Raw genomic sequence first — 20,829 nt, forward strand, 5'->3', positions numbered from 1 at the left:
CCACCCGACTTATTTATTTCGCCATGACTTTTTCGTTCTTCGCCCTCAGCTTCTTCGCCCGACCCTCCAGCACCAGATAACAGACCGTTGCCAGCGCTAGCGGCAGGAAGTAATAGATCATGCGGTACGCCAGCAGGGCGGCGATAATCGTTCCCTGAGAGACATGCTCCCCCGCAAGCAACGCGATAAACACCGCCTCCAGCACGCCGATCCCGGCCGGAATATGCACAATCACGCCAGCAATACTGCTCACCAGCAGCACGCCCAGCACGAAGAAGTAATTTACGTCCTCGCCAATCAACAGCCAGATAATCGCCCCCATCGCCATCCAGTTGGCGCTGGAGACCACCATTTGCAGCACCGCGAACTTCCATGAGGGCAACACCAGCTTTTGCCCCTTGATGGTCATATGGCGGCGTTTAGCAAAGGCGCAGGCCCACAGATACACGGCGATGATCAGCAGCAGCACGATGCCCAGAATGCGCAGCGTGGCCTCGTCGATATACCAGTGTGCGGGCAGCTGCACCACGCCGAGGGTGAAGATCACCCCGCCGAGCAAAATATAGCCCAGCCAGTTCGTGGTGATGCTTAACGAGAAAATGCGCGTGATGGTCCCGCCCGGCAAGCCAAGGCGCGAGTAAAGGCGATAGCGCATGCCAATGCCGCCGACCCAGGTGCTCAGCGTCAGGTTAAAGGCGTAGCAGATAAACGACACCAGCATCACCTGGCGCTTTGCCAGCTTGTGTCCGCAGTAGGCGCGGCCCAGCAGGTCGTAGCAGCCGTATATCAGGTAGCTTACGATGACCAGCCCAACGGCGCTCAGGAGCACCATCCGGTTATAGTTGCGGATGACCTTCCACACCTCTTCCCAGTCGACTTTTTGCGCGTACACCACCAGCAGTACCGCGACGGCGATGAAGAACAGCCAGGTGAGGATTTTTTTTGCCAGCTTCCAGCGAGGATGCGATTTCGACATCAGGTTTTCCCTCCGTCTTCCGCTTCAATGCGGTCCTGAGTTTCCATTTCGGGTTGAACCGGCGGGTCCACCTGCGCAAGCTTAGGCGTATGCGCGGGCAGCCAGCCGACCATCGCCGGGAAATGACGCAGGAAGTGGAACACCACCACGCCAATGCCAAGGTTCCACCAGGTGCGTTTCGGCACCATGGACTCATCTACGCGCACGCAGTCATTGACGATCAGCCCCTGAAGGTTATCCCGCAGGGTTTGATTAAACTGCCGATCGTGAATGATCAGATTCGCTTCCAGATTCAGCGACAGGCTCAGCGGATCGAGATTGCTGGAGCCGACGGTTGCCCAGTGATCGTCCATCAGCGCCACTTTGCCGTGCAGCGGTCGGCGGCGATATTCGTAGATCTGCACGCCGCCTTTCACCAGATAGTTATAGAGCAGGCGTGCGCCCACTTTGACAATCGGCATATCCGGCTCGCCCTGCACAATCAGTTTCACCCGCACGCCGCGTCGGGCCGCATTGCGCATGGCATGCAGAATACGGTAGCCGGGGAAGAAGTAAGCGTTGGCGATAATCACCTCGCGCTTCGCGTTCGCCAGCATCTTCAGGTAATGACGTTCAATGTCATCCCGGTGCTCGCCGTTGTCGCGCCAGACGAAAAGCGCCTGCGCTTCGCCGGGCTGTCGGTTCTCCTCCGGGCGATGGCGACGTCGCCACCAGTGGCGAACGGCCTCTTTACCCGGCAGGTTCTCCAGTTCAAACAGTAAAATATCCTGAACCACCGGGCCCTCAATGCGGATCGCGTAGTCCTGCTTGGCTTCCGGGCCATAGTCGGACATATGTTCAGCGGAGTAGTTAATGCCGCCGACGAACGCCACCGTCTCATCCACCACAACAATTTTGCGGTGCATCCGACGAAAAAGGTTCGTGCGCATGCCAAATAAGCGGGGACCGGGATCGTAGTAGCGGAAGATCACGCCTGCAGCGGTCAGTTCGTTGACGAACTCATCGCTCAGATCCGGTGAGCCATAGCCGTCGAGCAGCACTTCAATTTTGACCCCGCGCTGTGCAGCACGCAGCAGCACGCTGTGCAGCTGCTTGCCAACCTCATCTTCGAACCAGATAAAGGTTTCGAGGATCACTTTCTGCTGTGCGTTATCAATCGCTTTAAACACGGCCGGATAATATTGATCGCCATTCTCCAGCAGCGTAATGCGGTTACCTTCCTGCCATGAACATTTCATAAATGGATCTCCGCGCTGAGTGGGGCATGGTCGGAGAGATGTCGCCAGTTGAGTAACGCCAGCGCGGTTGGGCTGCTGGCGTGGGCGTTCTTCACGTAGATGCGGTCAAGGCGCAGTAGGGGAAAGCGTACCGGAAACGTGCGTGCGGGGCGTCCATTGGCGCGGGTGAAAATTTCCTCCAGCCCGGCGTTCACCTTAAGCGGATGGTTGGCGCGCTGCCGCCAGTCGTTGAAATCACCGGCGATGACCACGGGCTCGCCTTCCGGCAGCGCATTGCTCCATTCGGCGAGCATCTGTAGCTGAGCCTGACGGTGGGCTTCACGCAGGCCAAGATGCACGCAGCCTACGTGAACGGGAAATGCCAGATCGGGTGGCGCGATACGACAGTAAAGCAGGCCGCGTTTTTCACTTTCGCCCACCGACACGTCGCGGTTCTCATAGTGTTCAATCGGATAACGCGACAGCACCGCATTACCGTGGTGCCCTTCGGGGTAAACCGCGTTGCGCCCGTAGGCGTAGTCGCTCCACATGGTATCGGCCAGAAACTCGTAGTGGGGGGTATCCGGCCAGTTTTCGACATGCATTGGATGCACTTCGTGCGCGCCCATCACTTCCTGCAAGCAAACAATGTCTGCGCTGACGGTGCGAACGGCGTCGCGCAGCTCCGGTAAAATGAAGCGGCGGTTAAATGCTGTGAAGCCCTTATGAATGTTTATCGTCAGCACCTTAAGCGAGAAATGCTGCGTTTTAATGGTCATAAACACCTTCCTGGGTGACTATCCCGATGAAAATAAAGTGTAGTCGGCGTCACAAAAAGATGCGGCGTTACGGAATTTTCCGTAAAGTGCGGTAGTCTGAACTAGCAGAGAAAAATCCTTCAGGAGAGAAGCCATGAAGTGGCAACAACGTGTTCGTGTCGCAACGGGTTTGAGTTGCTGGCAGATAATGTTGCATTTACTGGTCGTGGCCGTACTGGTGATGGGCTGGATGAGCGGCACGCTGGTGCATGTTGGTCTGGGGCTATGCGTGCTTTACGGCGTCACCGTGCTGTCGATGCTGTTTTTACAGCGTCACCACGAGGCGCGCTGGCGTGAAGTGGGTGATGTGCTCGAAGAGCTCACCACCACCTGGTATTTTGGTGCCGCGATGATTGTGCTTTGGCTGCTGTCGCGCGTGCTGCAAAACAACCTGCTGCTGGCCCTGGCGGGTCTGGCAATCCTCGCAGGGCCTGCGGTTGTCTCTTTACTCACCAAAGAGAAAAAGCTACGCAATGTTGCGTCTAAACATCGCGTACGCCACTGATCCCGTCGTGGCCGCGATAACCAGTAGCGGCCACAAACTTCCCCAGACAATGTCCAGACTCGCATCCTTCAGATAGATTTGCTTGGTGATATCCGTAAAGTGTCGAATCGGGTTTACCCACGTCAGATCCTGTAGCCACACCGGCATATTCTCGACGGGGGAAACATAACCCGAGAGCAAAATTGCGGGCATCATAAAGACGAATACCCCGATAAACGCCTGCTGCTGCGTCGAGCAGAGCGCCGAGATCAGCAGTCCAAACCCCACCAGCGACAGCCCGTAAATCACCATCGTGAAGTAAAACAGCGCCAGCGAACCGGCGAACGGGATCTGGTAGGCCCAAATACCTACTCCCAGCACGATGGTGGCCTGGAAGGTCGCGACAATCAGCGCCGGAACCGCTTTGCCGACGAAAATCTGCCAGGTGGCGAGCGGGGAGACCAGCAGCTGATCCAGCGTGCCCTGTTCGCGCTCGCGGGCGACGGAGAGGGAGGTCACGATCATCACCCCGATGGTCGTGATCATGGCGATCAGTGACGGCACCACGAACCACTTATAGTCCAGATTCGGGTTGTACCAGTTGCGCACCACCAGCTCGCTGTTGTTGGGCTTTGGTTTGCCCTCCATCAGCTCCTGCTGGTAATCCTTCACCACCTGCTGCAGATAGTTCGCTGCGATCTGGGCGCTGTTGGAGTTACGCCCGTCGAGGATCAGCTGCATCGGCGCGGTCTGGAAGGTATCCAGATTGCGTGAGAAATCCGCCGGGAACCGCACCAGCAGCAGCGCTTTTTGCGTGTCGATAGTGGGCTGGATCGCCTGCGGACTTTTCAGCAGCAGAATGTGGGTAAAGGCCTTCGCACGCGCAAAGCGCTGCGTTAGCTCGACGGAATGTTTGCCGTTGTCTTCGTTGTAAATGGCAATGGTGGCGTTGGTCACCTCAAGGGTGGCGGCAAACGGGAACAGTAAAACCTGGATCAGCACCGGCAAAACCAGGATGGCGCGGGTTTGCGGCTCGCGCAGCAGGGATTGCAGCTCTTTGCGTATTAACGTCCATAAACGGTGAAACATGTTCGCTCCTTAATCCAGACGCCGTTTGGTTTTCATCCACGTCAACCCGATAAACATCACCGCCGACGCCATCAAAAACAGCGTGTTGATGATCAGCACCACCGGAATATTCCCCGCCAGGAACAGGCTTTGCAGCGTGCTCACAAAGTAGCGAGCCGGAATAACATAGGTCACGGCGCGGATCACCGCAGGCATACTGTCTATCTGAAAAATAAACCCGGAGAGCATAATCGACGGTAAAAAGGCGGCGTTGAGGGCCACCTGCGCGGCGTTAAACTGGTTGCGGGTGATGGTGGAGATGAGCAGCCCCATGCCCAGCGTGCTGAGTAAAAACAGGCTGGTGATAAAGAACAGCACGACAAGCGAGCCGCGATACGGCACGCCGAGGATAAAGACGGCGACAAGCATACAGAGCAGCATCGCCAGCATGCCGAGGAAGTAGTAGGGGATGAGCTTGCACAGTAGCAGCTCGACGCGCGTGACTTCGGTAGAGAGCAGCGCCTCCATGGTGCCGCGCTCCCACTCGCGGGCGATCACCAGCGAGGTCAGTATCGCGCCGATTACCGTCATGATGATGGTCACCGCGCCCGGAATAATAAAGTGCTGGCTGATGGCGGCGGGGTTAAACCAGTAGCGCGTCTGCACATCGATCAGCGGCTCAAACTCCTCACCCCGGTCTTCGGCGCGCTGCATCTGCCAGAGCTGCCAGATCCCCTCCGCGTAGCCCTGCACGAAGTTCGCGGTGTTCGGTTCGCTGCCGTCGGTGATCACCTGGATCGGCGCATCGGTATTTGCCCGCGCCATATTGGCGGCGAAATCCACCGGAATGACGATTAGACCGCGAATTTTCCCGGCCTGCATTTTCTGAATCAATTCCTGCCGGTTGTCGCTGATGGTGGCGTCAATGTAGGGCGAACCGGTCATGGCGTGAGTGAAGTCCAGCGCCTCTTCGCTCTGCTGCTCCAGCAAAATCCCGACCCGGAGCTTGCTGGAGTCCAGGTTAATGCCGTAGCCAAAGATAAACAGCAGCAGCAGGGGGATCACCACCGCAATCAGCCAGCTGCTGGGGTCACGCACGATCTGCCGCGTCTCTTTAATGCATAGCGCGCGCACCCTGCGCCACGAAATCGCATTACTGTGCATGGGCATTCTCCTTATCCCAGTCGTGGATGAGGGTGATAAACGCCTGCTCCATGGTCGGGTCTGGCTGTGCGTCGTCGGCGGCCTGGTTTTTCAGGTCGTCCGGCGTGCCGTGGGCAATCAGCTTGCCGCGATAGACCAGCCCGATGCGGTCGCAGTACTCTGCCTCGTCCATGAAGTGGGTGGTCACCATCACGGTCACCCCTTTTTCCACCATGCTGTTGATATGCAGCCAGAACTCGCGGCGGGTGAGGGGATCAACGCCAGAAGTGGGTTCATCCAGAAACAGAATATCCGGCTCGTGCATCAGCGAGCAGGCCAGCGCCAGCCGCTGCTTAAAGCCGAGCGGCAGCTCGTCGGTGGCGTGGGAGGCAATGTTGGTCAACGCGAAGGCATCGCTCATGCGGCGGATTTTTTCGTTCTGCGCTCGCCCACGCAGGCCGTACACGCCGGAGAAAAAGCGCAGATTCTGCTCGACCGTCAGGTTGCCATACAGCGAAAACTTCTGCGCCATATACCCGAGATGCTGGCGCGCCTTGCCGGAGCTGACCTTCAGATCCATATCCAGCACCAGCGCCTTGCCGGACGTCGGCACCAGCAGGCCGCACATCATCTTAAAGGTTGTCGATTTTCCCGCGCCGTTTGGTCCAAGCAGGCCAAAAATCTCGCCGCGTTTAACCGCGAAATTAACGTTATCGGTGGCGGCGAAATCCCCGAACTTTTTGGTGAGCGATTTGGCTTCGATCACCGTTTCGCCCGGCGTGCCTTCCACCGTATGCAGAATGGCGGCAAGTGGCGACTCTGACGTACCCGCGCCGCCCAGCAGGTCGATAAACGCGTCCTCAAAGCGCGGCGCGGTCTCTTCTATCGCGATCTCAGGCATGCCTTGCGCCTGGCGAATGTCGTCGGCTGTGGCCTCTTTTTTGAGAATAATGCGCACCGAGCGGCCCTGGATCATACCGTCGCTCACCTGCGGCAGCCTGAGCACCCGCTGCAGCAGCCTGCGGTTGGACTCCTGCGGGCTATGCAGCAGGAAGCTACGCCCGGCCATGCTCTGCGTCAGCGTCGTCGGCTCGCCCTGATAAAGCAGTTCGCCTTCGTTCATCAGCAGCACATCCCGGCACTGTTCCGCTTCGTCGAGGTAGGAGGTGCTCCAGAGGATCAGCATCCCGTCGCCCGCCAGTTCGTGCACCATCTGCCACAATTCACGGCGAGAAATCGGGTCAACGCCCACGCCGGGCTCATCCAACAGCAGCACCTTTGGCTCGCCGACCAGCGTACAGGCCAGCCCCAGCTTTTGCTTCATCCCGCCGGAGAGCTTGCCAGCCAACCGGTCGGTGAACGGGCCGAGGGAGGTAAACTCCAGCAGGCGGGCGAAGGTTTTCTGCCGCGTTTCGCCGGTGACGCTGCGCAGATCGGCGTACAGGTTCAGGTTTTCCATCACCGTCAGGTCTTCATACAGGCCAAACTTCTGCGGCATATAGCCGAGCATGGCGTGGAGCGCACCGTCGTCTTTTATCGGGTCAAGACCGAGCACGCTGGCCGAGCCTTCATCAGGCTTCAGCAGCCCCGCCAGCATCCGCATCAGCGTGGTTTTCCCCGCGCCGTCCGGACCGACCAGCCCGGTCACGTAGCCTTTCTGGATGGTGCAATTCAGCGGAGCTACCGCAGGCTTCTCCATACCCTTAAAGCGTTTGACCAGATTGTTGAGCTGGATAACCGCGTCATTCATGTCGTTCCCCGTCGCTGACTGTTACGGTTACGGGCATACCCTGACGCAGCGCGTCGTCCGCATCGGTGACGATGATGCGCAGGCGATACACCAGGTCGGTTCGCAGGTCCGGTGTTTCAACCGTTTTCGGGGTGAATTCGGCGGTAGGGGAGACAAAGCCCACTTTGCCGTGATACGGCTTGTCGGGGCGGCTGTCCGTATAGAGCAGCAATTCACGGCCCGGCTGCATCTGCCCGAGGTTCGGCTCGTCAATGTAGGCGCGCACCCACACCGGGCGGGTCAGGGAGAGCGTTAAGACGGTGCTGCCCGCGCTGAGCATGCTGCCCGGCTCCACGGCGCGGGTCATCAGCGTGCCGTCGGACGGGGCGATTAAGGTGGTGTCGCGCAGGTCCAGCTCCGCCTGGGCCAGCTGTGCCTGTGCCTGTTCAAGGCTGGCTTTCGCCTGGGCAATATCCTGCGCGCGGTTACCGGTGCGGTACTGGCTTAATTTATCCTGTGCGGATTTCAGCGTCGCCTGCGCCTGGTCGCGGGACGAGCGCGCATTTTCCAGATCGTTAGCGGAAATGGTGCGGCTTTTCCACAGCCCCTGCTGGCGCGCGTAGAAGTTCTGCGCGTAGTCATAGGCGGCTTTCGCCTGCTTAACGGCGGCAGCAGCCTGGGCGATCTCTTCATCGCGATAGCCTGCCAGCATCAGGTCATACTGCGCCTGAGCCACGGATACGCCCGCTTTGGCCTGCATCAGCGCGTTCTCGTAGGGCGCTTTATCCAGCATCCCCAGCGTCTGCCCGCTTTTGATGGCATCGCCTTCGTCAACGCTCAGCGAGGCGAGACGTCCGCCGACGCGGAAGCTCATGTTCACCGTGCGAATATCCACGTTACCGTACAGGGTCAGGCCTTTATCCTGCTGGCTCTGATACCACAGCCAGCCACCTATTCCAGCAGCAAGCAACACAACAACCACCAGAACGATGGCGACAGGTTTTTTCATGACTTCAGGCTCCTTTGCGTTAAGCCTTGCAGGATCAGATCGACGTGACAGGCGATCACCTTGCTAATCTGCTCGGCTTTATCCTCATCAAATTGTGTCCAGCCCGTGCGTAACAGGATGGTCTCCCGCCCCAGACGGAAGGCGAGCACTTCGCCCAGCAGGGCATGGGTATGCAAAATCATTTCGGTGTCGCGTGCATCGCGTCCGGTATAGGCCGCGATAAGCCGGGTCAGATGCGAGTGCATCGGTGCAATTACCCGTTCGTGGACCCGCTGGTAAGCAGCCGTAGGGGAGAGCTGCTCGCGGGAAATAAACTTGCTCAGGTTCAGCGTATCGTCGTGCGTCAGCAGGCGGATCATATTATGACAGGCGTTGAGAATAAGCTGGCGAACGGCGGCGCGATCGGGCGACGGCTGGCCGAGCAGCGCGGTGGCTTCTTCCACCTGCGGGTGAAACTGCGTGCCGATAAAATCGGCGATCCACTCGGCACAGGCGAGATATAAATCCTCTTTTGAGCCAAAATAGTAGGTAATGGCCGCAATATTCTGCCCGGCCAGCGCGGCAATATCGCGCGTGGTCGCGTGCAGCCCGTACTCACCAAACTGCGCCAGCGCGGCGGCGATAAGCTGGCTTTTGGCTTGTTCACCTTTGGTTGTTGTGGGTGTCGTATTCATGTCGGCATTAAAAATTAATCAATCGATTGATTAAGATTATGTCTGATTCACTCTCCCGTCGAGGGAATGTTGAGGGATATTTTATGCGCCACGTCACAAAAGCTGCTACACTCCGCCCCTTCGCGACATTGTGGTTTTTGTCCTCCCCTATTCGTTATATCTCCCTGAAAACTACACCTGTGATGGTCGGGGCGGTTCGGAGTTTTTATGTCTTTTGATTCCCTTGGCCTGAACCCGGAAATTCTGCGCGCGATCGCAGAACAGGGCTACCTTGAGCCAACCCCAATCCAGCAGCAGGCGATCCCCGCCGTGCTTCAGGGTCGTGACCTGATGGCCAGCGCCCAGACCGGCACCGGTAAAACCGCGGGCTTTACCCTGCCGCTGTTAGAGCTGCTGGTAAAAAACCAGCCGCACGCCAAAAGCCGTCGTCCGGTTCGTGCCCTGATCCTGACTCCTACCCGTGAGCTGGCCGCGCAGATTGGTGAGAACGTGCGTGACTACAGCCGCTATCTCAACATTCGCTCGCTGGTGGTTTTCGGTGGCGTCAGCATCAACCCACAGATGATGAAGCTGCGCGGCGGCGTGGACGTGCTGGTGGCAACGCCGGGCCGTCTGCTGGATCTGGAACACCAGAACGCGGTTAAGCTTGATAGCGTTGAAATTCTGGTACTGGACGAAGCCGACCGCATGCTCGACATGGGCTTCATCCACGATATTCGTCGCGTGCTGGCTAAGCTGCCTGCGCGCCGTCAGAACCTGCTCTTCTCCGCGACCTTCTCCGACGAGATCAAGGCGCTGGCGGAAAAGCTGCTGCATAACCCGCTGGAAGTGGAAGTGGCGCGTCGCAACACCGCCTCTGAGCAGGTGACGCAGCACGTTCACTTTGTTGATAAAAAGCGCAAGCGGGAACTGCTCTCCCAGATGATCGGTCAGGGCAACTGGCAGCAGGTGCTGGTCTTTACCCGCACCAAACACGGTGCCAACCACCTGGCGGAACAGCTGAATAAAGACGGTATCCGCAGCGCGGCGATCCACGGTAACAAGAGCCAGGGGGCGCGTACCCGTGCGCTGGCGGACTTCAAATCCGGCGACATCCGCGTGCTGGTTGCGACCGATATCGCCGCCCGTGGCCTGGATATTGAAGAGCTGCCGCACGTGGTGAACTATGAGCTGCCAAACGTGCCGGAAGACTACGTTCACCGTATCGGTCGTACCGGCCGCGCGGCGGCAACCGGTGAAGCGCTTTCTCTGGTCTGCGTGGATGAACACAAGCTGCTGCGCGACATCGAACGTCTGCTGAAGAAAGAGATCCCGCGCATCGAAACCCCGGGCTACGAAGTGGACCCGTCGATCAAAGCCGAGCCGATTCAGAACGGTCGTCAGGGCGGCGGTGGACGTGGTCAGGGTGGCGGCGGTCGCGGTCAGCAGCCGCGTCGTGCAGAAGGTGGCGCACCGAAATCATCCGGCAAACCGCCGCGTCGTAACAACGACAGCAAACCGGCGGGTGAAAACCCGTGGCGCAGCGGCGAAGGGAAACCGGCAGGGGAAGGGCAGCGTCGACGCCGCCCGCGTAAACCTGCTAACCCGCAATAATCTGGAAGCCCGGTCGTAAAGCCGGGCTTTTCTTTTTGCGGCAGCGAAGAGAAAGTGCCACAATAGTGGCTGTTTATACAGTATTTCAGGTTTTCCAATGGCTTTAACCGCTGCGCTCAAGGCGCAAATTGGCGCATGGTATAAAGCGCTACAACAGCAGATCCCCGACTTTATCCCCCGAGCGCCGCAGCGGCAGATGATTGCTGACGTGGCCAAAACGCTCGCCGGGGACGACGGGCGACATCTGGCGATTGAAGCCCCAACCGGCGTCGGGAAAACCTTGTCGTATCTCATTCCCGGCATCGCGATTGCGCGGGAAGAGGACAAAACGCTGGTGGTCAGCACCGCCAACGTGGCGTTGCAGGATCAGATCTTCAGCAAAGATTTACCGCTACTGCGCAAAATCATCCCCGACCTGCGCTTTACCGCCGCCTTTGGGCGCGGGCGTTACGTGTGCCCGCGTAATCTGGCGGGGCTGGCCAGCAGCGAGGCGACGCAGCAGCAGGATCTGCTGGCCTTCCTCGACGACGATCTCACGCCGAACAACAAAGCCGAGCAGGAGCTCTGCGCCACGCTCAAGATTGATCTTGACGGCTATAAGTGGGATGGCCTGCGCGATCATACTGATAAGGCCATCAGCGACGATTTATGGCGCAGGCTCAGCACCGACAAAGCAAGCTGCCTGAACCGCAACTGCCACTACTACCGCGAGTGCCCGTTCTTCGTCGCCCGGCGTGAAATTCAGGAGGCGGAAGTGGTGGTGGCTAACCACGCGCTGGTGATGGCCGCGCTGGAGAGCGAAGCCGTTTTGCCTGAGCCCAAGAACCTGCTGCTGGTGCTCGATGAAGGCCACCATCTGCCGGACGTAGCGCGGGACGCGCTGGAGATGAGCGCCGAAATTACCGCCCCCTGGTTCCGTCTTCAGCTCGATCTCTTCTGCAAGCTGATTGCCACCTGCATGGAGCAGTTCCGCCCGAAAACCACGCCACCGCTGGCGGTACCGGAGCGGCTGAGCGACCACTGTGAAGAGGTCTATAGCCTCATTTCGTCTCTCAATAACATCCTGAATCTTTATCTGCCGGCCACCCAGGAGGCGGAACACCGCTTTGCGATGGGCGAGCTACCTGAAGAGGTGATGGAGATTTGCCAGCAGCTGGCGAAGCACCTGGAAAAACTGCGCGGGCTGGCGGAGATGTTCCTGAACGATCTTAGCGAGAAAACCGGCACCCACGACGTGGTGCGTCTGCACCGCATTCTGCTGCAGATGAACCGCGCTCTGGGGATGTTTGAAGCGCAGAGCAAGCTCTGGCGGCTGGCCTCGATGGCGCAGGCGTCCGGCGCGCCGGTCACCAAATGGGCCACCCGCGAAGAGCGGGACGGGCAGATGCACCTCTTTTTCCACTGCGTGGGCATCCGCGTGGCCGATCAGCTGGAAAAGCTAATCTGGCGCAGCGTGCCGCACGTGGTTGTCACCTCTGCCACGCTCCGCTCCCTGAACAGTTTTTCTCGTTTGCAGGAGATGAGCGGGCTAAAAGAGAAAGCGGGCGACCGCTTCGTGGCGCTCGACTCGCCGTTTAACCACTGCGAGCAGGGCAAGCTGGTGATCCCGCGGATGAAGTATGAGCCGCTGATGGAAAACGAGGAACAGCACATCGCGGAAATGGCGGCCTACTTCCGCGAACAGGTCGAGAGCAAAAAATACCCCGGCATGCTGGTGCTGTTTGCCAGCGGACGCGCCATGCAACGCTTCCTCGAGCACGTCACCGATCTGCGTCTGCTTTTGCTGGTGCAGGGCGATCAGCCGCGCTACCGGCTGGTGGAAACACACCGCAAGCGGATCGATAACGGCGAGCGCAGCGTGCTGGTGGGTTTACAGTCGTTTGCTGAAGGTCTGGATCTGAAAGGTGATTACCTGACGCAGGTGCATATCCATAAAATCGCCTTCCCGCCTATCGACAGCCCGGTGGTGATCACCGAGGGGGAGTGGCTGAAAAGCCTCAACCGCTATCCGTTTGAAGTGCAAAGCCTGCCGGCGGCGTCGTTTAACCTGATTCAGCAGGTCGGGCGTTTGATTCGTAGCCACGGCTGCTGGGGCGAGATTGTTATTTACGACAAGCGTCTGCTGACGAAGAACTACGGTCAGCGGCTGCTGAACGCGTTACCGGTATTCCCGATTGAACAGCCAGAGGTACCGGAAGTGAAAAAACGCCCGGCAAAACCGGCCGCCGGGCGTAAAAAAAGCATCCGTGCTAAGGGGCGCGGTCCTACTGGTAAGTAAAGGTGGCCTGAACAACGCTGCTGAATGTGCCCGCCGTAACTGGCATGGAGGTGGTGTAGTAACGTGCTGCCAGTGGAAAGTCTGCCGTGTGGGTGCTGGCATCAATAACTGCATTAAAGCTCGCCTGTGGTCCAAGGATGATCGTATCCGTTCGGTCAGCCAACTCTAATGCCATGCCTGTTGCGGTTCCCGTATTGGCAAATTTGAAGGGATGAAGCGCATCGCGCTGACCGTCGACAGTGACGGTGGCGACCGAGAGCGTGGGTGGACAGTTTGACAGCTTCAAATCGAAATTGACCCACGGGCCGGTATCACCCACCGATTTAAAATCCCCCGAAATCGCCTGGCCTAAATTCACCACCATATTCTGACTGGCGCTGTCGACCTGGCAGGTGGTGTCATAGATATTGCCCTCTATATTGAGCGTCACGTCTGTCGCGTGCACCAGCCCGCAGGCCAGCAGCAGTATGCCGGTCACTATTTTTTGCATGTGATTACTCATATTCCATATCGATAGTCATGATGGTGTTGGCTTTTCCCGCCGTGACGACGGCATCGGTCTGGTAATACTGCACAGAAAAAGGGATCGCCATCGGGATATTGGGCTCCAGAGGCGCGCCGATGGGGATGGGGTAATCATATTTCAGGTCAACCCCGTCAATCAGCACCATAACGCCGACCCCGGTTGCGCTGTTGCTGCCGGGCGTAAGGTTGATGACATCGTTGAATTGGCTGTTCACCCCGTTAGCGCTGGTGACGGTTGCCGTTACTCTGGCGTCACCGTCACAGACGCCATTGATATAGAACGACTTCCAGCCTGTATGGCTCCCAACACTTTTGAAATGACTCACCGGAAAGTTGCCCAGCGTGACGGTCAAGCTCAGCGGGTCGAAAGAGCAGGTGGTCGCGGTGGCGGCTATCGTGGCGCTGTAGGTCGTGGTGTTGCTTGCGGCCAGCGCGGTGCCGTTTTTCACGCCAAAGCCAAATCGCGTGTTTGCCTGGGTCAGCGATCCGCTTTTCACCTGCGTCGCTGTTTTCACCAGCTGCACCGCGTAGGTGAAATTCAGGTTGCCGCTTTCGTCAATGGCCCCCATCGGTGTTGATGAGGAGTCGCAACTGCTCGATGTTCCCCGTATTACCTGTCCGTTGCGGTTTAACACTTCGATGCCTATGCCAGCGATCCCCGTTTCATAGACGCCAGGATGGCCGGGTACTTCTGAACCTGAACCGGTATAGCAGGCCGTGATAGCCGTATTGGCAGGCACATCGGTGCAGGTGCCTTTCACGTTGTGCGTTTGCGTTGAGCCAGGTATGACGCTGCCGACGGAGAGGCTGGATGACACGGCGATATTGCCTGCATTCATGGTGTAGGGCAGGTCGCTGCTGCTACAGCTTGCGGCCCGGGCCTGAGGCATAAACAGGGCGCCAGTCGAGAGTAAAATCAGTAAAGTTGGATATCGTAAGGCACGCATGCCGCTCTCCTGTGTGGTTGTCATACGCACTGGGCAGTGATGTTAATAATGTGGTCATCACTCGCCGACGGCAGGTGATAGGTGGCGGAGCAGCGGCTGCCAGCCTCTTTACCCCAGCTGACGTTGATCGTGCCTTTAGGATGCATCCCGGTCAGATAGACCTCTCCACCGTCTCCCACGATAAATTCGCCGTCCCCATGCGCTTGCGAAGCGGTTGCGCCAAACGGGATCGGACGTCCGTCGGCGCGATGCAAGGTCATCAGGACGCGGCTACCCACATGGGTGTTGTAATGTGCGCGCACCACCGCTCCGCGTGTTGGCGTGACGGTTTTCGCCGCCTGGTCCATATCGGCGTTGCCCGGCAAGGTTTCGGTGTTGAGGGCAAGGGTGTTGTGGCGATACGGCGAGACGTACGGCACGATGGCGTAACCGCGGAAATCGGTACTGACCCCGGTCTGGTTAGTGATACTGGTGCCGCTTGCGCCTGGCGCTTCTACCAGCGCCACGGTTTCCCCCATTGGCTGCCCGAGGGTGACGCCGTGAGCGTGCGCGATCAAGCTGCCCTGCAGGCCGACGTTAACCTGCTGCTGGGTGTTATCCTGCGAGTATCCGGCGTTCACTTCACCGTAGGTACCTTTGTAATCGGCATTCAGACTGGTGCTGTCGCCGCTGCTCTGACTGTGGCCCTGCTGAACGCCCCAACTGAGGTTATTGCCAGCAAGCGCGGTGCCGTTCAGGCCCACGCTTTGGGTGGTGTCGTGTTTCGTGCTGCTCAGGTTGTAGTTCACCCAGGTGTTGCTGAGCCAGCGATCGAGCGGTACAAAGACGTTGAAGGCGATGGTCTGCTCGCTGGTTTTTTCGTTGTTGTCGTCGCTGCCGTCACGGGTGTTTTTATCCAGCCCGTAGCTCAGGCCGTAGCTGATGCCGTGCCACGAGTTGTTGTAACCCAGGTTCATTGAGGTCATTCCCTGGCTTGAATTCCAGTAGTTCTCTTTGACCAGGCTTAAGGTCAGCGAACCGAACGAACCGCCCAGAGACTGATCGACAGTGGCCTCTTCGCGGCTGCGTCGGGTGTCCGGCGTTTCCCAGTCGTCATTGTGGGTATGCGATTCCAGGGTGTCCTGCAGGGTGTAGAATCCCTTGCTGTTATAGCGATAGCCGGCAAGGGAAAAATGGGTGCCGGTGGTGGCAAAATCTTTGCTGTAGCGGATGCGCCAGGAGCGGCCGTGAGTCGGATCCTTGTCCTGCATCTCTGACCTGGCGTCGGTAACGTCCACCGAAAACGCGCCGAGATCGCCAATGTTCTTACCGAACCCCAGCGCCAGCGCATCGTAGTACTGGCTGGCCTGCACGCCGCCGTAGGCCGTAAAGCCGTAAGGCAACCCGTAGATTGCCGTGCCCTGCATGAAAGGCGTTTTCTCAACGTCGCTGTCGTAGCTGCGATAGCGCCCAGCGGTAAGGCTGTATTTAAAGCGGCCTTCACGCTGCAAGACCGGCACCGACGCGTAGGGCACCACAAAATGTTGTTCGCTGCCGTCCGTCTCTTTAACGGTGACGTTCAAATCGCCGCTGCCGCCGGTGGGGTAGAGATCGTTAATCTCAAACGCGCCGGGGGCGACATAGTTCTGATAAATGACGTAACCGTTCTGGCGGACGATAACCTGGGCGTTGCTGTGCGCTGTTCCGCGGATCACCGGTGCAAAGCCTTTCATGCTGTCCGGGAGCATGTCGTCGTCCGACGCGATCTGCGCCCCGGTGTATGAGATGCTGTCGAATACATCGGAGGGGGACGAGCTTTGCCCGAATTTGACGTTGCTGCCAAGGGCGATGATATCGCGCTGGGCATAGGTGTAGACCGACGAAAACTCACTTTCTGCATCACCGTCACCGCTGGTTTTGCTCCAGGTGGAGTAGTTACGCAAGCGCCACGCCCCAAGGTTAAGACCCGGGCGCAGGTTAAGAAACTCGCTGCGCTGGTCGGTACCGTTTTCGCCCTTACCGTGGTTGTCCCCGGCGGTGAAGCTGTAGTTCAGCAGCAGGGCATTTATCCCTTCGTCGTACTCCTGCGGGTCGACGTAATCGCGCGGTACCTGGGTGATAGCGGTCTGGGGAATGGTTAACAGCAACTGCTGTGGATTTACGTGGAACGTGGCGCTGGCGGAAGGGATAAGGCTCAGGTCAATACACTGAGCCTTATCATCCGGCACGAATTTATCAATGTTAACGCCGAAGCTTTTTAGCTGGGCCGCGCTCAGGCACGGCTGCAGGATCGATTTCCCGCTGGCATCTTTTTTCAGCGTAAACGTAATTTCTTTACTTGCCACTTTATTATTGTTCACGAAGACGTCGACGTGATATTTACCCGGCGCCTGGCCAGGGCCGATCTCATAAATACTGAGATCCGTCTTCCCCTGACTGGGATTGTCGATATCCAGCAGCGCCGGGTTGAAATAATCTTCGGCCAGAACTTTTTGCACGCAAACACCCAGCAAGGTACACCCCAGTGCAATAAGCATTGAGCGTCCATGTTGTTTGGGCGGTTTGGTGGTGTATTCCCAGCTCATAATTATTTCCAGCTATCCCTGGATGATTATTTAATTTGCGCGGTATATGGCTGGCTGATGCCGCCGTAGTCATTAATGATTTTCCAGCTTACCGAGTGCGCGGTGATATTTCCCGGCGTGGTGAAATGCGTTTCACTTTTAGGTGCGGCATAGGTGGCTTTGTCAACTTTTTTACCGTCCAGCTTTATTTCCTGGAAGTTCATGTAAAACGGCGTGGGGTTTTCGACAATAAGCTGGTTACCCTGCGCGTGCCAGGATAATTGCGTGGCGACATCTTCCGGTTTCCCGGTAATACTCGCCGGGCGATAGAGAAGCTTAATTCGGGTTTTAATCGCGATCTGCAGCGTGTTGGTGTTTTCATTGCGCGCGGAAGAGGGAATAGATTTAATATTCAACCAGAACAGGGATTCACGATCGCCAGGTAAATTCCCCCCGGTTCTGATGATGCGCAGAACGTTGTCCTGCTTCGCATCAAGGCGGAACAGAGGTGGTGTAATCAGGAACGGTGCTTTTTCGCGTACTTTATCTTCCGTTTCGACCCATGACTGCACCAGATAATCGAGATTGTCCGGATTTTCGATCCCAATGGAGGATTCTTTTTTATTTTCCGGGTAAACCACGCGCGTGCCGCCGATGGTAATACCCGCATGGGCGACAGAAGCGATGAATAAAAAGGAGGAGGCCAGAAGATATTTTCGCATAGTGAAACCATAATAAAAATAACAGATATTAACTACCGGGGTAGCTAATATCTGTTGTATTAGTTGTAAACAATGGTGAAGGTTGATGCGGCATTCGCCAGTCCGGCAGAAATAGTCTGTCCGGTCTGGATATAGCGTGCACCAAACTGCAGATCGTTCGTTGTTGTCCCTGAAGTGAGGGCATATGCGGCGGAAGCCGTATATAAACTCAGTGGGTTTTCTGTTTTATCCAGCAACTGAATACCCACACCCGATGCAGCACCGGTACCGGACGTCACAGCAAGGACATCCTTATTGCCACTATCCGGCGTCCCGCCGAACGTCACTGAGGCACTGGTAACGGTTTCGGGACAATCTTTAAGCTGAATACTAAAGCGGGTTGTCGACGTCGTCGAACCGCTTCCGGTAAATGCAGATTTAGCCACCTTACCTAATGAAACATCAAGTGGGTTACTTAAACCATTTACGACCGTGCATGCAGAGTCAATAATTTCACCTGTGAAATTAATTTGCCCTTCACCACTGGATGCAAATGCAGAAACCGAAGCACACGCCATCCCGGCAGCGATGCCCGCAATAATAAATTTTTTCATTTTAATCCTCTGAATGAAAGTGTGACACTTCTGACATTAATCATCACGTGGCTGATTAATTCGGTGTGAACTATCGCTGAGAATTATTTTTCGCTCAATTTATCTTCAGACCACTTTTATCCTCAAAGCATCTTCGCAGGCTTCCGGGAGAGGAAAATGATTACCCGGCAGGCATTTATCAGGGCTATAGTAACTGCAAAGAGCCGCAAGGAGAGATGTCGTGGATTATCGTAAAATTATCAAAGAGGTGGGGCGTGGAAAGAACCACGCCCGTGACCTGGATCGGGAAACGGCCCGCGCCCTGTACACCCATATGCTGAACGGTGATGTGCCCGATCTGGAAATGGGTGGGATCCTTATTGCGCTACGTATTAAAGGTGAAGGTGAAGCGGAGATGCGCGGCTTCTATGAAGCCATGCAGGAGCAAATGCTGCGCTTAACGCCACCCGTCGCTAAACCGATGCCGATTGTCGTTCCCTCCTACAACGGCGCGCGCAAGCAGGCTAACCTCACGCCGCTGTTGGCGATTTTGCTGCATAAGCTTGGATTCCCGGTCGTGGTGCACGGCGTGAGTGAAGATCCCACTCGGGTGCTGACGGAAACGATCTTTGAACTGCTGGGGATTGAGCCAACGCTCCACGCCGGGCAGGCACAGGCGAAGCTGGACGGGCATGAGCCGGTCTATCTTCCCGTTAAGGCATTGTGCCCGCCGCTTGAGCAGCAGTTGGGTATGCGCTGGCGCATGGGCGTGCGAAACAGCGCGCATACGCTCGCAAAACTGGCGACCCCCTTTGCAGAAGATGCTGCGCTGCGCCTCTCCAGCGTCTCACATCCGGAATACATATCGCGAGTCGGGACGTTTTTTGCAGAGATTGGCGGGCGAGCGCTGTTGATGCACGGAACCGAAGGGGAAGTTTACGCCAACCCGCAGCGCTGCCCGCAGATCGCGCTGATCGATGCTTCCGGCACACGCGTTGTGCTTGAGCGCGGAGAAGAGAACAGCGATGTGATTCTGCCTCTCGCGAAAGATCCTTTGACAACCGCCCGCTGGATTGAACAATGCCTTGCCGGGAAGGTGCCCGTTCCGCACGCTATCAAGCTGCAAATGGCCTGCTGTTTACTGGCTACGGGCGAGGTAGAAACCGTCGACGCCGGGCTGCAGCGCGTGGCGCAGTCGTTTTAAGCAAAAAAAAAGCCCGTCCAGTGGCGGACGGGCAAACAAAGGGTAACAACAGGGTCAATGAGGGTGGAGCATCTCACCAGAGGGTACGGTGAGGGTGGAGCATAATTCGTTCGATTATTTGTAGATAACCGCAGTACCGCTCAGTTTGTTATTGCCGTTAGCGGAGGTGATGGTGTATCCGCTTGCGCCTGCAGCAGCAGCTTTCTCAGCCAGTTTGGCTTCAAGACCGTCCAGCGTGGTCGCGCCTTCTGCACTTACCACACCCACTTTATTCATGTTCTGTGCCTGAGTAGAAGACACTGGCTCTACAGCGAAAGCGCCGAAAGACAGAGCAGACAGGGCAACAGCAGCTACAGCATATTTGATGGTTTTCATAATTAATCTCTCGCAGGTTATTCTGATAAAGGGACGATGTTCCGTCGATGTGATAAGTATCACGGTTTTTCTTAAGAGATAAAATCGAAGAGAATTGACGTGGTCAATCAAAAAAATTGAATGACAAATAAGTTATTGAATATTAATAAATTCAGAAGGGCGCTTTACAGTTCTTATCGATGCGCTTTACAGAGAGAAGATGAAGGGCACATTTTGCTACGCGACGTACGAAAATTCGTGAGCGTAAACGTATTCGCTTGCTCCGTTGACTTAGGTAAAGGAAAGTCAACGTAACTGGCTATCTTTCGATCCTCTGCGATTATATCCCGAATGTGAAGTGTTTTTTGAATCTTTCTCCTGCTGGCAGGTGATGCATAACCTTACCCCAGGGATGGCTTTTTGCCGCGCCTCGGGAATAGGGTCGCCACACTCCTCACATTCCTGCAGGCTTTCACCGCGCGGTAATTCACCGCGAGCGCGGGCTACAGCATCTTCAATCGTACTGTTGATCTGTTCGTTTAAGGCGTCGTCATTTGCCCAACCGGAAGCCATGGCGTTCTCCTGTTTGGTTTTATAAAACACATAACGCTAATGTGGGGTTAAAAATCGTACGGTCAAGACAGGAATAAAGAAACTGCATCTGTTGGGGCAGATGCAGTCGGGAGGAAGGTCGAACGGTTATTTGTAGATGGTTGCTGTGCCATACATGTGGTTATCGCCGCCAGCGGAATTCACCACGAAACCTTTGGCACCTTCCTGACGTGCTTTTTCAGCCAGCTTATCCTGGAGATCGTCAAGGTTACTCGCGCGACTGACGGAGACGGTACCGGCAGCACGCAGCTGGCTGGTGTCTGTGTTTTCATTCAGTGACTGAACGGACCAGGCAGAGAAAGATGCGGCTGCCAGCGCACCCGCGACAACAAGGGTCATATATCTTTTCATAATCACATCC

Annotated in this window: 20 protein-coding genes; 4 read left to right on the forward strand and 16 right to left on the reverse strand. The window is 56.8% G+C overall.

All coding sequences use genetic code 11. The features are described from left to right. Positions 1–13: 13 nt before the first annotated feature. From ACTJJA_RS02630 to ACTJJA_RS02640, 3 genes are read right to left on the reverse strand one after another with little or no spacing between them, the layout of a single operon-like run. A complete protein-coding gene (locus ACTJJA_RS02630) occupies positions 14–976 on the reverse strand; it encodes a lysylphosphatidylglycerol synthase domain-containing protein (protein WP_440666019.1) in 963 nt (320 codons plus the stop codon). After that, positions 976–2,214, reverse strand: a complete 1,239-nt coding sequence (gene clsB / locus ACTJJA_RS02635; RefSeq protein WP_431140028.1) for a cardiolipin synthase ClsB — start codon at positions 2,212–2,214, stop codon at positions 976–978. The genes ACTJJA_RS02630 and clsB overlap by 1 nt, the downstream gene beginning before the upstream one ends. Beyond that, positions 2,211–2,972, reverse strand: coding sequence for an endonuclease/exonuclease/phosphatase family protein (locus tag ACTJJA_RS02640; protein ID WP_440666021.1), 762 nt, complete (start codon positions 2,970–2,972; stop codon positions 2,211–2,213). Before ACTJJA_RS02640 ends, clsB begins: the two co-directional genes overlap by 4 nt. A 133-nt stretch (positions 2,973–3,105) precedes the next feature. Here ACTJJA_RS02640 and ACTJJA_RS02645 point away from each other — a divergent pair, with 133 nt between their 5' ends. After that, positions 3,106–3,516 (forward strand): YbhQ family protein, encoded by a 411-nt coding sequence (locus tag ACTJJA_RS02645; RefSeq protein ID WP_089598953.1) that lies wholly within the window; start codon positions 3,106–3,108, stop codon positions 3,514–3,516. Here the strand turns inward: ACTJJA_RS02645 and ACTJJA_RS02650 are convergent. The 5 genes from ACTJJA_RS02650 to cecR are packed head-to-tail and all read right to left on the reverse strand — an operon-like array spanning position 3,478 to position 9,118. Continuing rightward, on the reverse strand, positions 3,478–4,584 hold the full coding sequence (locus ACTJJA_RS02650) for an ABC transporter permease (RefSeq protein WP_042715003.1): 1,107 nt from the start codon (positions 4,582–4,584) through the stop codon (positions 3,478–3,480). The genes ACTJJA_RS02645 and ACTJJA_RS02650 overlap by 39 nt on opposite strands. Before the next feature lie 9 nt (positions 4,585–4,593). Beyond that, positions 4,594–5,727: an ABC transporter permease gene (locus ACTJJA_RS02655; RefSeq protein ID WP_407585598.1), complete on the reverse strand. Its 1,134-nt coding sequence runs from the start codon at positions 5,725–5,727 to the stop codon at positions 4,594–4,596. Further along, positions 5,717–7,456, reverse strand: coding sequence for an ATP-binding cassette domain-containing protein (locus tag ACTJJA_RS02660; RefSeq protein WP_440666024.1), 1,740 nt, complete (start codon positions 7,454–7,456; stop codon positions 5,717–5,719). The genes ACTJJA_RS02655 and ACTJJA_RS02660 overlap by 11 nt, the downstream gene beginning before the upstream one ends. Then, positions 7,449–8,444, reverse strand: coding sequence for a secretion protein HlyD (gene hlyD / locus ACTJJA_RS02665; RefSeq protein ID WP_440666026.1), 996 nt, complete (start codon positions 8,442–8,444; stop codon positions 7,449–7,451). Before hlyD ends, ACTJJA_RS02660 begins: the two co-directional genes overlap by 8 nt. Then, positions 8,441–9,118 (reverse strand): transcriptional regulator CecR, encoded by a 678-nt coding sequence (gene cecR / locus ACTJJA_RS02670; RefSeq protein WP_440666028.1) that lies wholly within the window; start codon positions 9,116–9,118, stop codon positions 8,441–8,443. The genes hlyD and cecR overlap by 4 nt, the downstream gene beginning before the upstream one ends. A 207-nt stretch (positions 9,119–9,325) precedes the next feature. Here cecR and rhlE point away from each other — a divergent pair, with 207 nt between their 5' ends. After that, positions 9,326–10,711: an ATP-dependent RNA helicase RhlE gene (gene rhlE / locus ACTJJA_RS02675; protein WP_440666030.1), complete on the forward strand. Its 1,386-nt coding sequence runs from the start codon at positions 9,326–9,328 to the stop codon at positions 10,709–10,711. A gap of 97 nt (positions 10,712–10,808) precedes the next feature. Then, a complete protein-coding gene (gene dinG, locus ACTJJA_RS02680) occupies positions 10,809–12,989 on the forward strand; it encodes an ATP-dependent DNA helicase DinG (protein ID WP_440666032.1) in 2,181 nt (726 codons plus the stop codon). Here dinG and ACTJJA_RS02685 read toward each other — a convergent pair. The 5 genes from ACTJJA_RS02685 to ACTJJA_RS02705 are packed head-to-tail and all read right to left on the reverse strand — an operon-like array spanning position 12,976 to position 18,319. Next, positions 12,976–13,479 (reverse strand): fimbrial protein, encoded by a 504-nt coding sequence (locus ACTJJA_RS02685; RefSeq protein ID WP_440666034.1) that lies wholly within the window; start codon positions 13,477–13,479, stop codon positions 12,976–12,978. The two genes, dinG and ACTJJA_RS02685, sit on opposite strands and share 14 nt — an antisense overlap. A 4-nt stretch (positions 13,480–13,483) precedes the next feature. Continuing rightward, positions 13,484–14,461, reverse strand: a complete 978-nt coding sequence (locus ACTJJA_RS02690) for a fimbrial protein (RefSeq protein WP_440666036.1) — start codon at positions 14,459–14,461, stop codon at positions 13,484–13,486. Positions 14,462–14,481: 20 nt separating this feature from the next. Further along, a complete protein-coding gene (locus tag ACTJJA_RS02695) occupies positions 14,482–17,025 on the reverse strand; it encodes a fimbria/pilus outer membrane usher protein (protein WP_440666038.1) in 2,544 nt (847 codons plus the stop codon). 26 nt (positions 17,026–17,051) lie between these two features. Then, complete coding sequence (locus tag ACTJJA_RS02700; RefSeq protein ID WP_440666039.1) at positions 17,052–17,726, reverse strand: fimbrial biogenesis chaperone; 675 nt, start codon at positions 17,724–17,726, stop codon at positions 17,052–17,054. A 59-nt stretch (positions 17,727–17,785) separates the two neighbouring features. Next, complete coding sequence (locus ACTJJA_RS02705) at positions 17,786–18,319, reverse strand: fimbrial protein (protein WP_440666041.1); 534 nt, start codon at positions 18,317–18,319, stop codon at positions 17,786–17,788. 220 nt (positions 18,320–18,539) lie between these two features. Here ACTJJA_RS02705 and ybiB point away from each other — a divergent pair, with 220 nt between their 5' ends. After that, complete coding sequence (gene ybiB / locus ACTJJA_RS02710) at positions 18,540–19,502, forward strand: DNA-binding protein YbiB (RefSeq protein WP_440666043.1); 963 nt, start codon at positions 18,540–18,542, stop codon at positions 19,500–19,502. Between the two features lie 114 nt (positions 19,503–19,616). On the opposite strand, the gene ybiJ is transcribed toward ybiB, so the two are convergent. From ybiJ to mcbA, 3 genes are all read right to left on the reverse strand, one after another. Next, the gene (gene ybiJ / locus ACTJJA_RS02715; protein WP_029485014.1) at positions 19,617–19,877 is read right to left on the reverse strand and encodes a DUF1471 family protein YbiJ; all 261 of its coding nucleotides are present in this window, start codon (positions 19,875–19,877) and stop codon (positions 19,617–19,619) included. Between the two features lie 285 nt (positions 19,878–20,162). Further along, positions 20,163–20,429 carry a DksA/TraR family C4-type zinc finger protein gene (locus tag ACTJJA_RS02720; RefSeq protein ID WP_440666045.1) on the reverse strand — a complete coding sequence of 89 codons (267 nt, stop codon included), beginning with the start codon at positions 20,427–20,429 and terminating at the stop codon, positions 20,163–20,165. A 126-nt stretch (positions 20,430–20,555) separates the two neighbouring features. After that, a complete protein-coding gene (mcbA, locus tag ACTJJA_RS02725; RefSeq protein ID WP_042716255.1) occupies positions 20,556–20,819 on the reverse strand; it encodes a DUF1471 family periplasmic protein McbA in 264 nt (87 codons plus the stop codon). Positions 20,820–20,829: the final 10 nt, after the last annotated feature.

The organism is Enterobacter sp. 22452, from assembly GCF_052045065.1.
GTDB classification, from domain to species: domain Bacteria; phylum Pseudomonadota; class Gammaproteobacteria; order Enterobacterales; family Enterobacteriaceae; genus Enterobacter; species Enterobacter mori.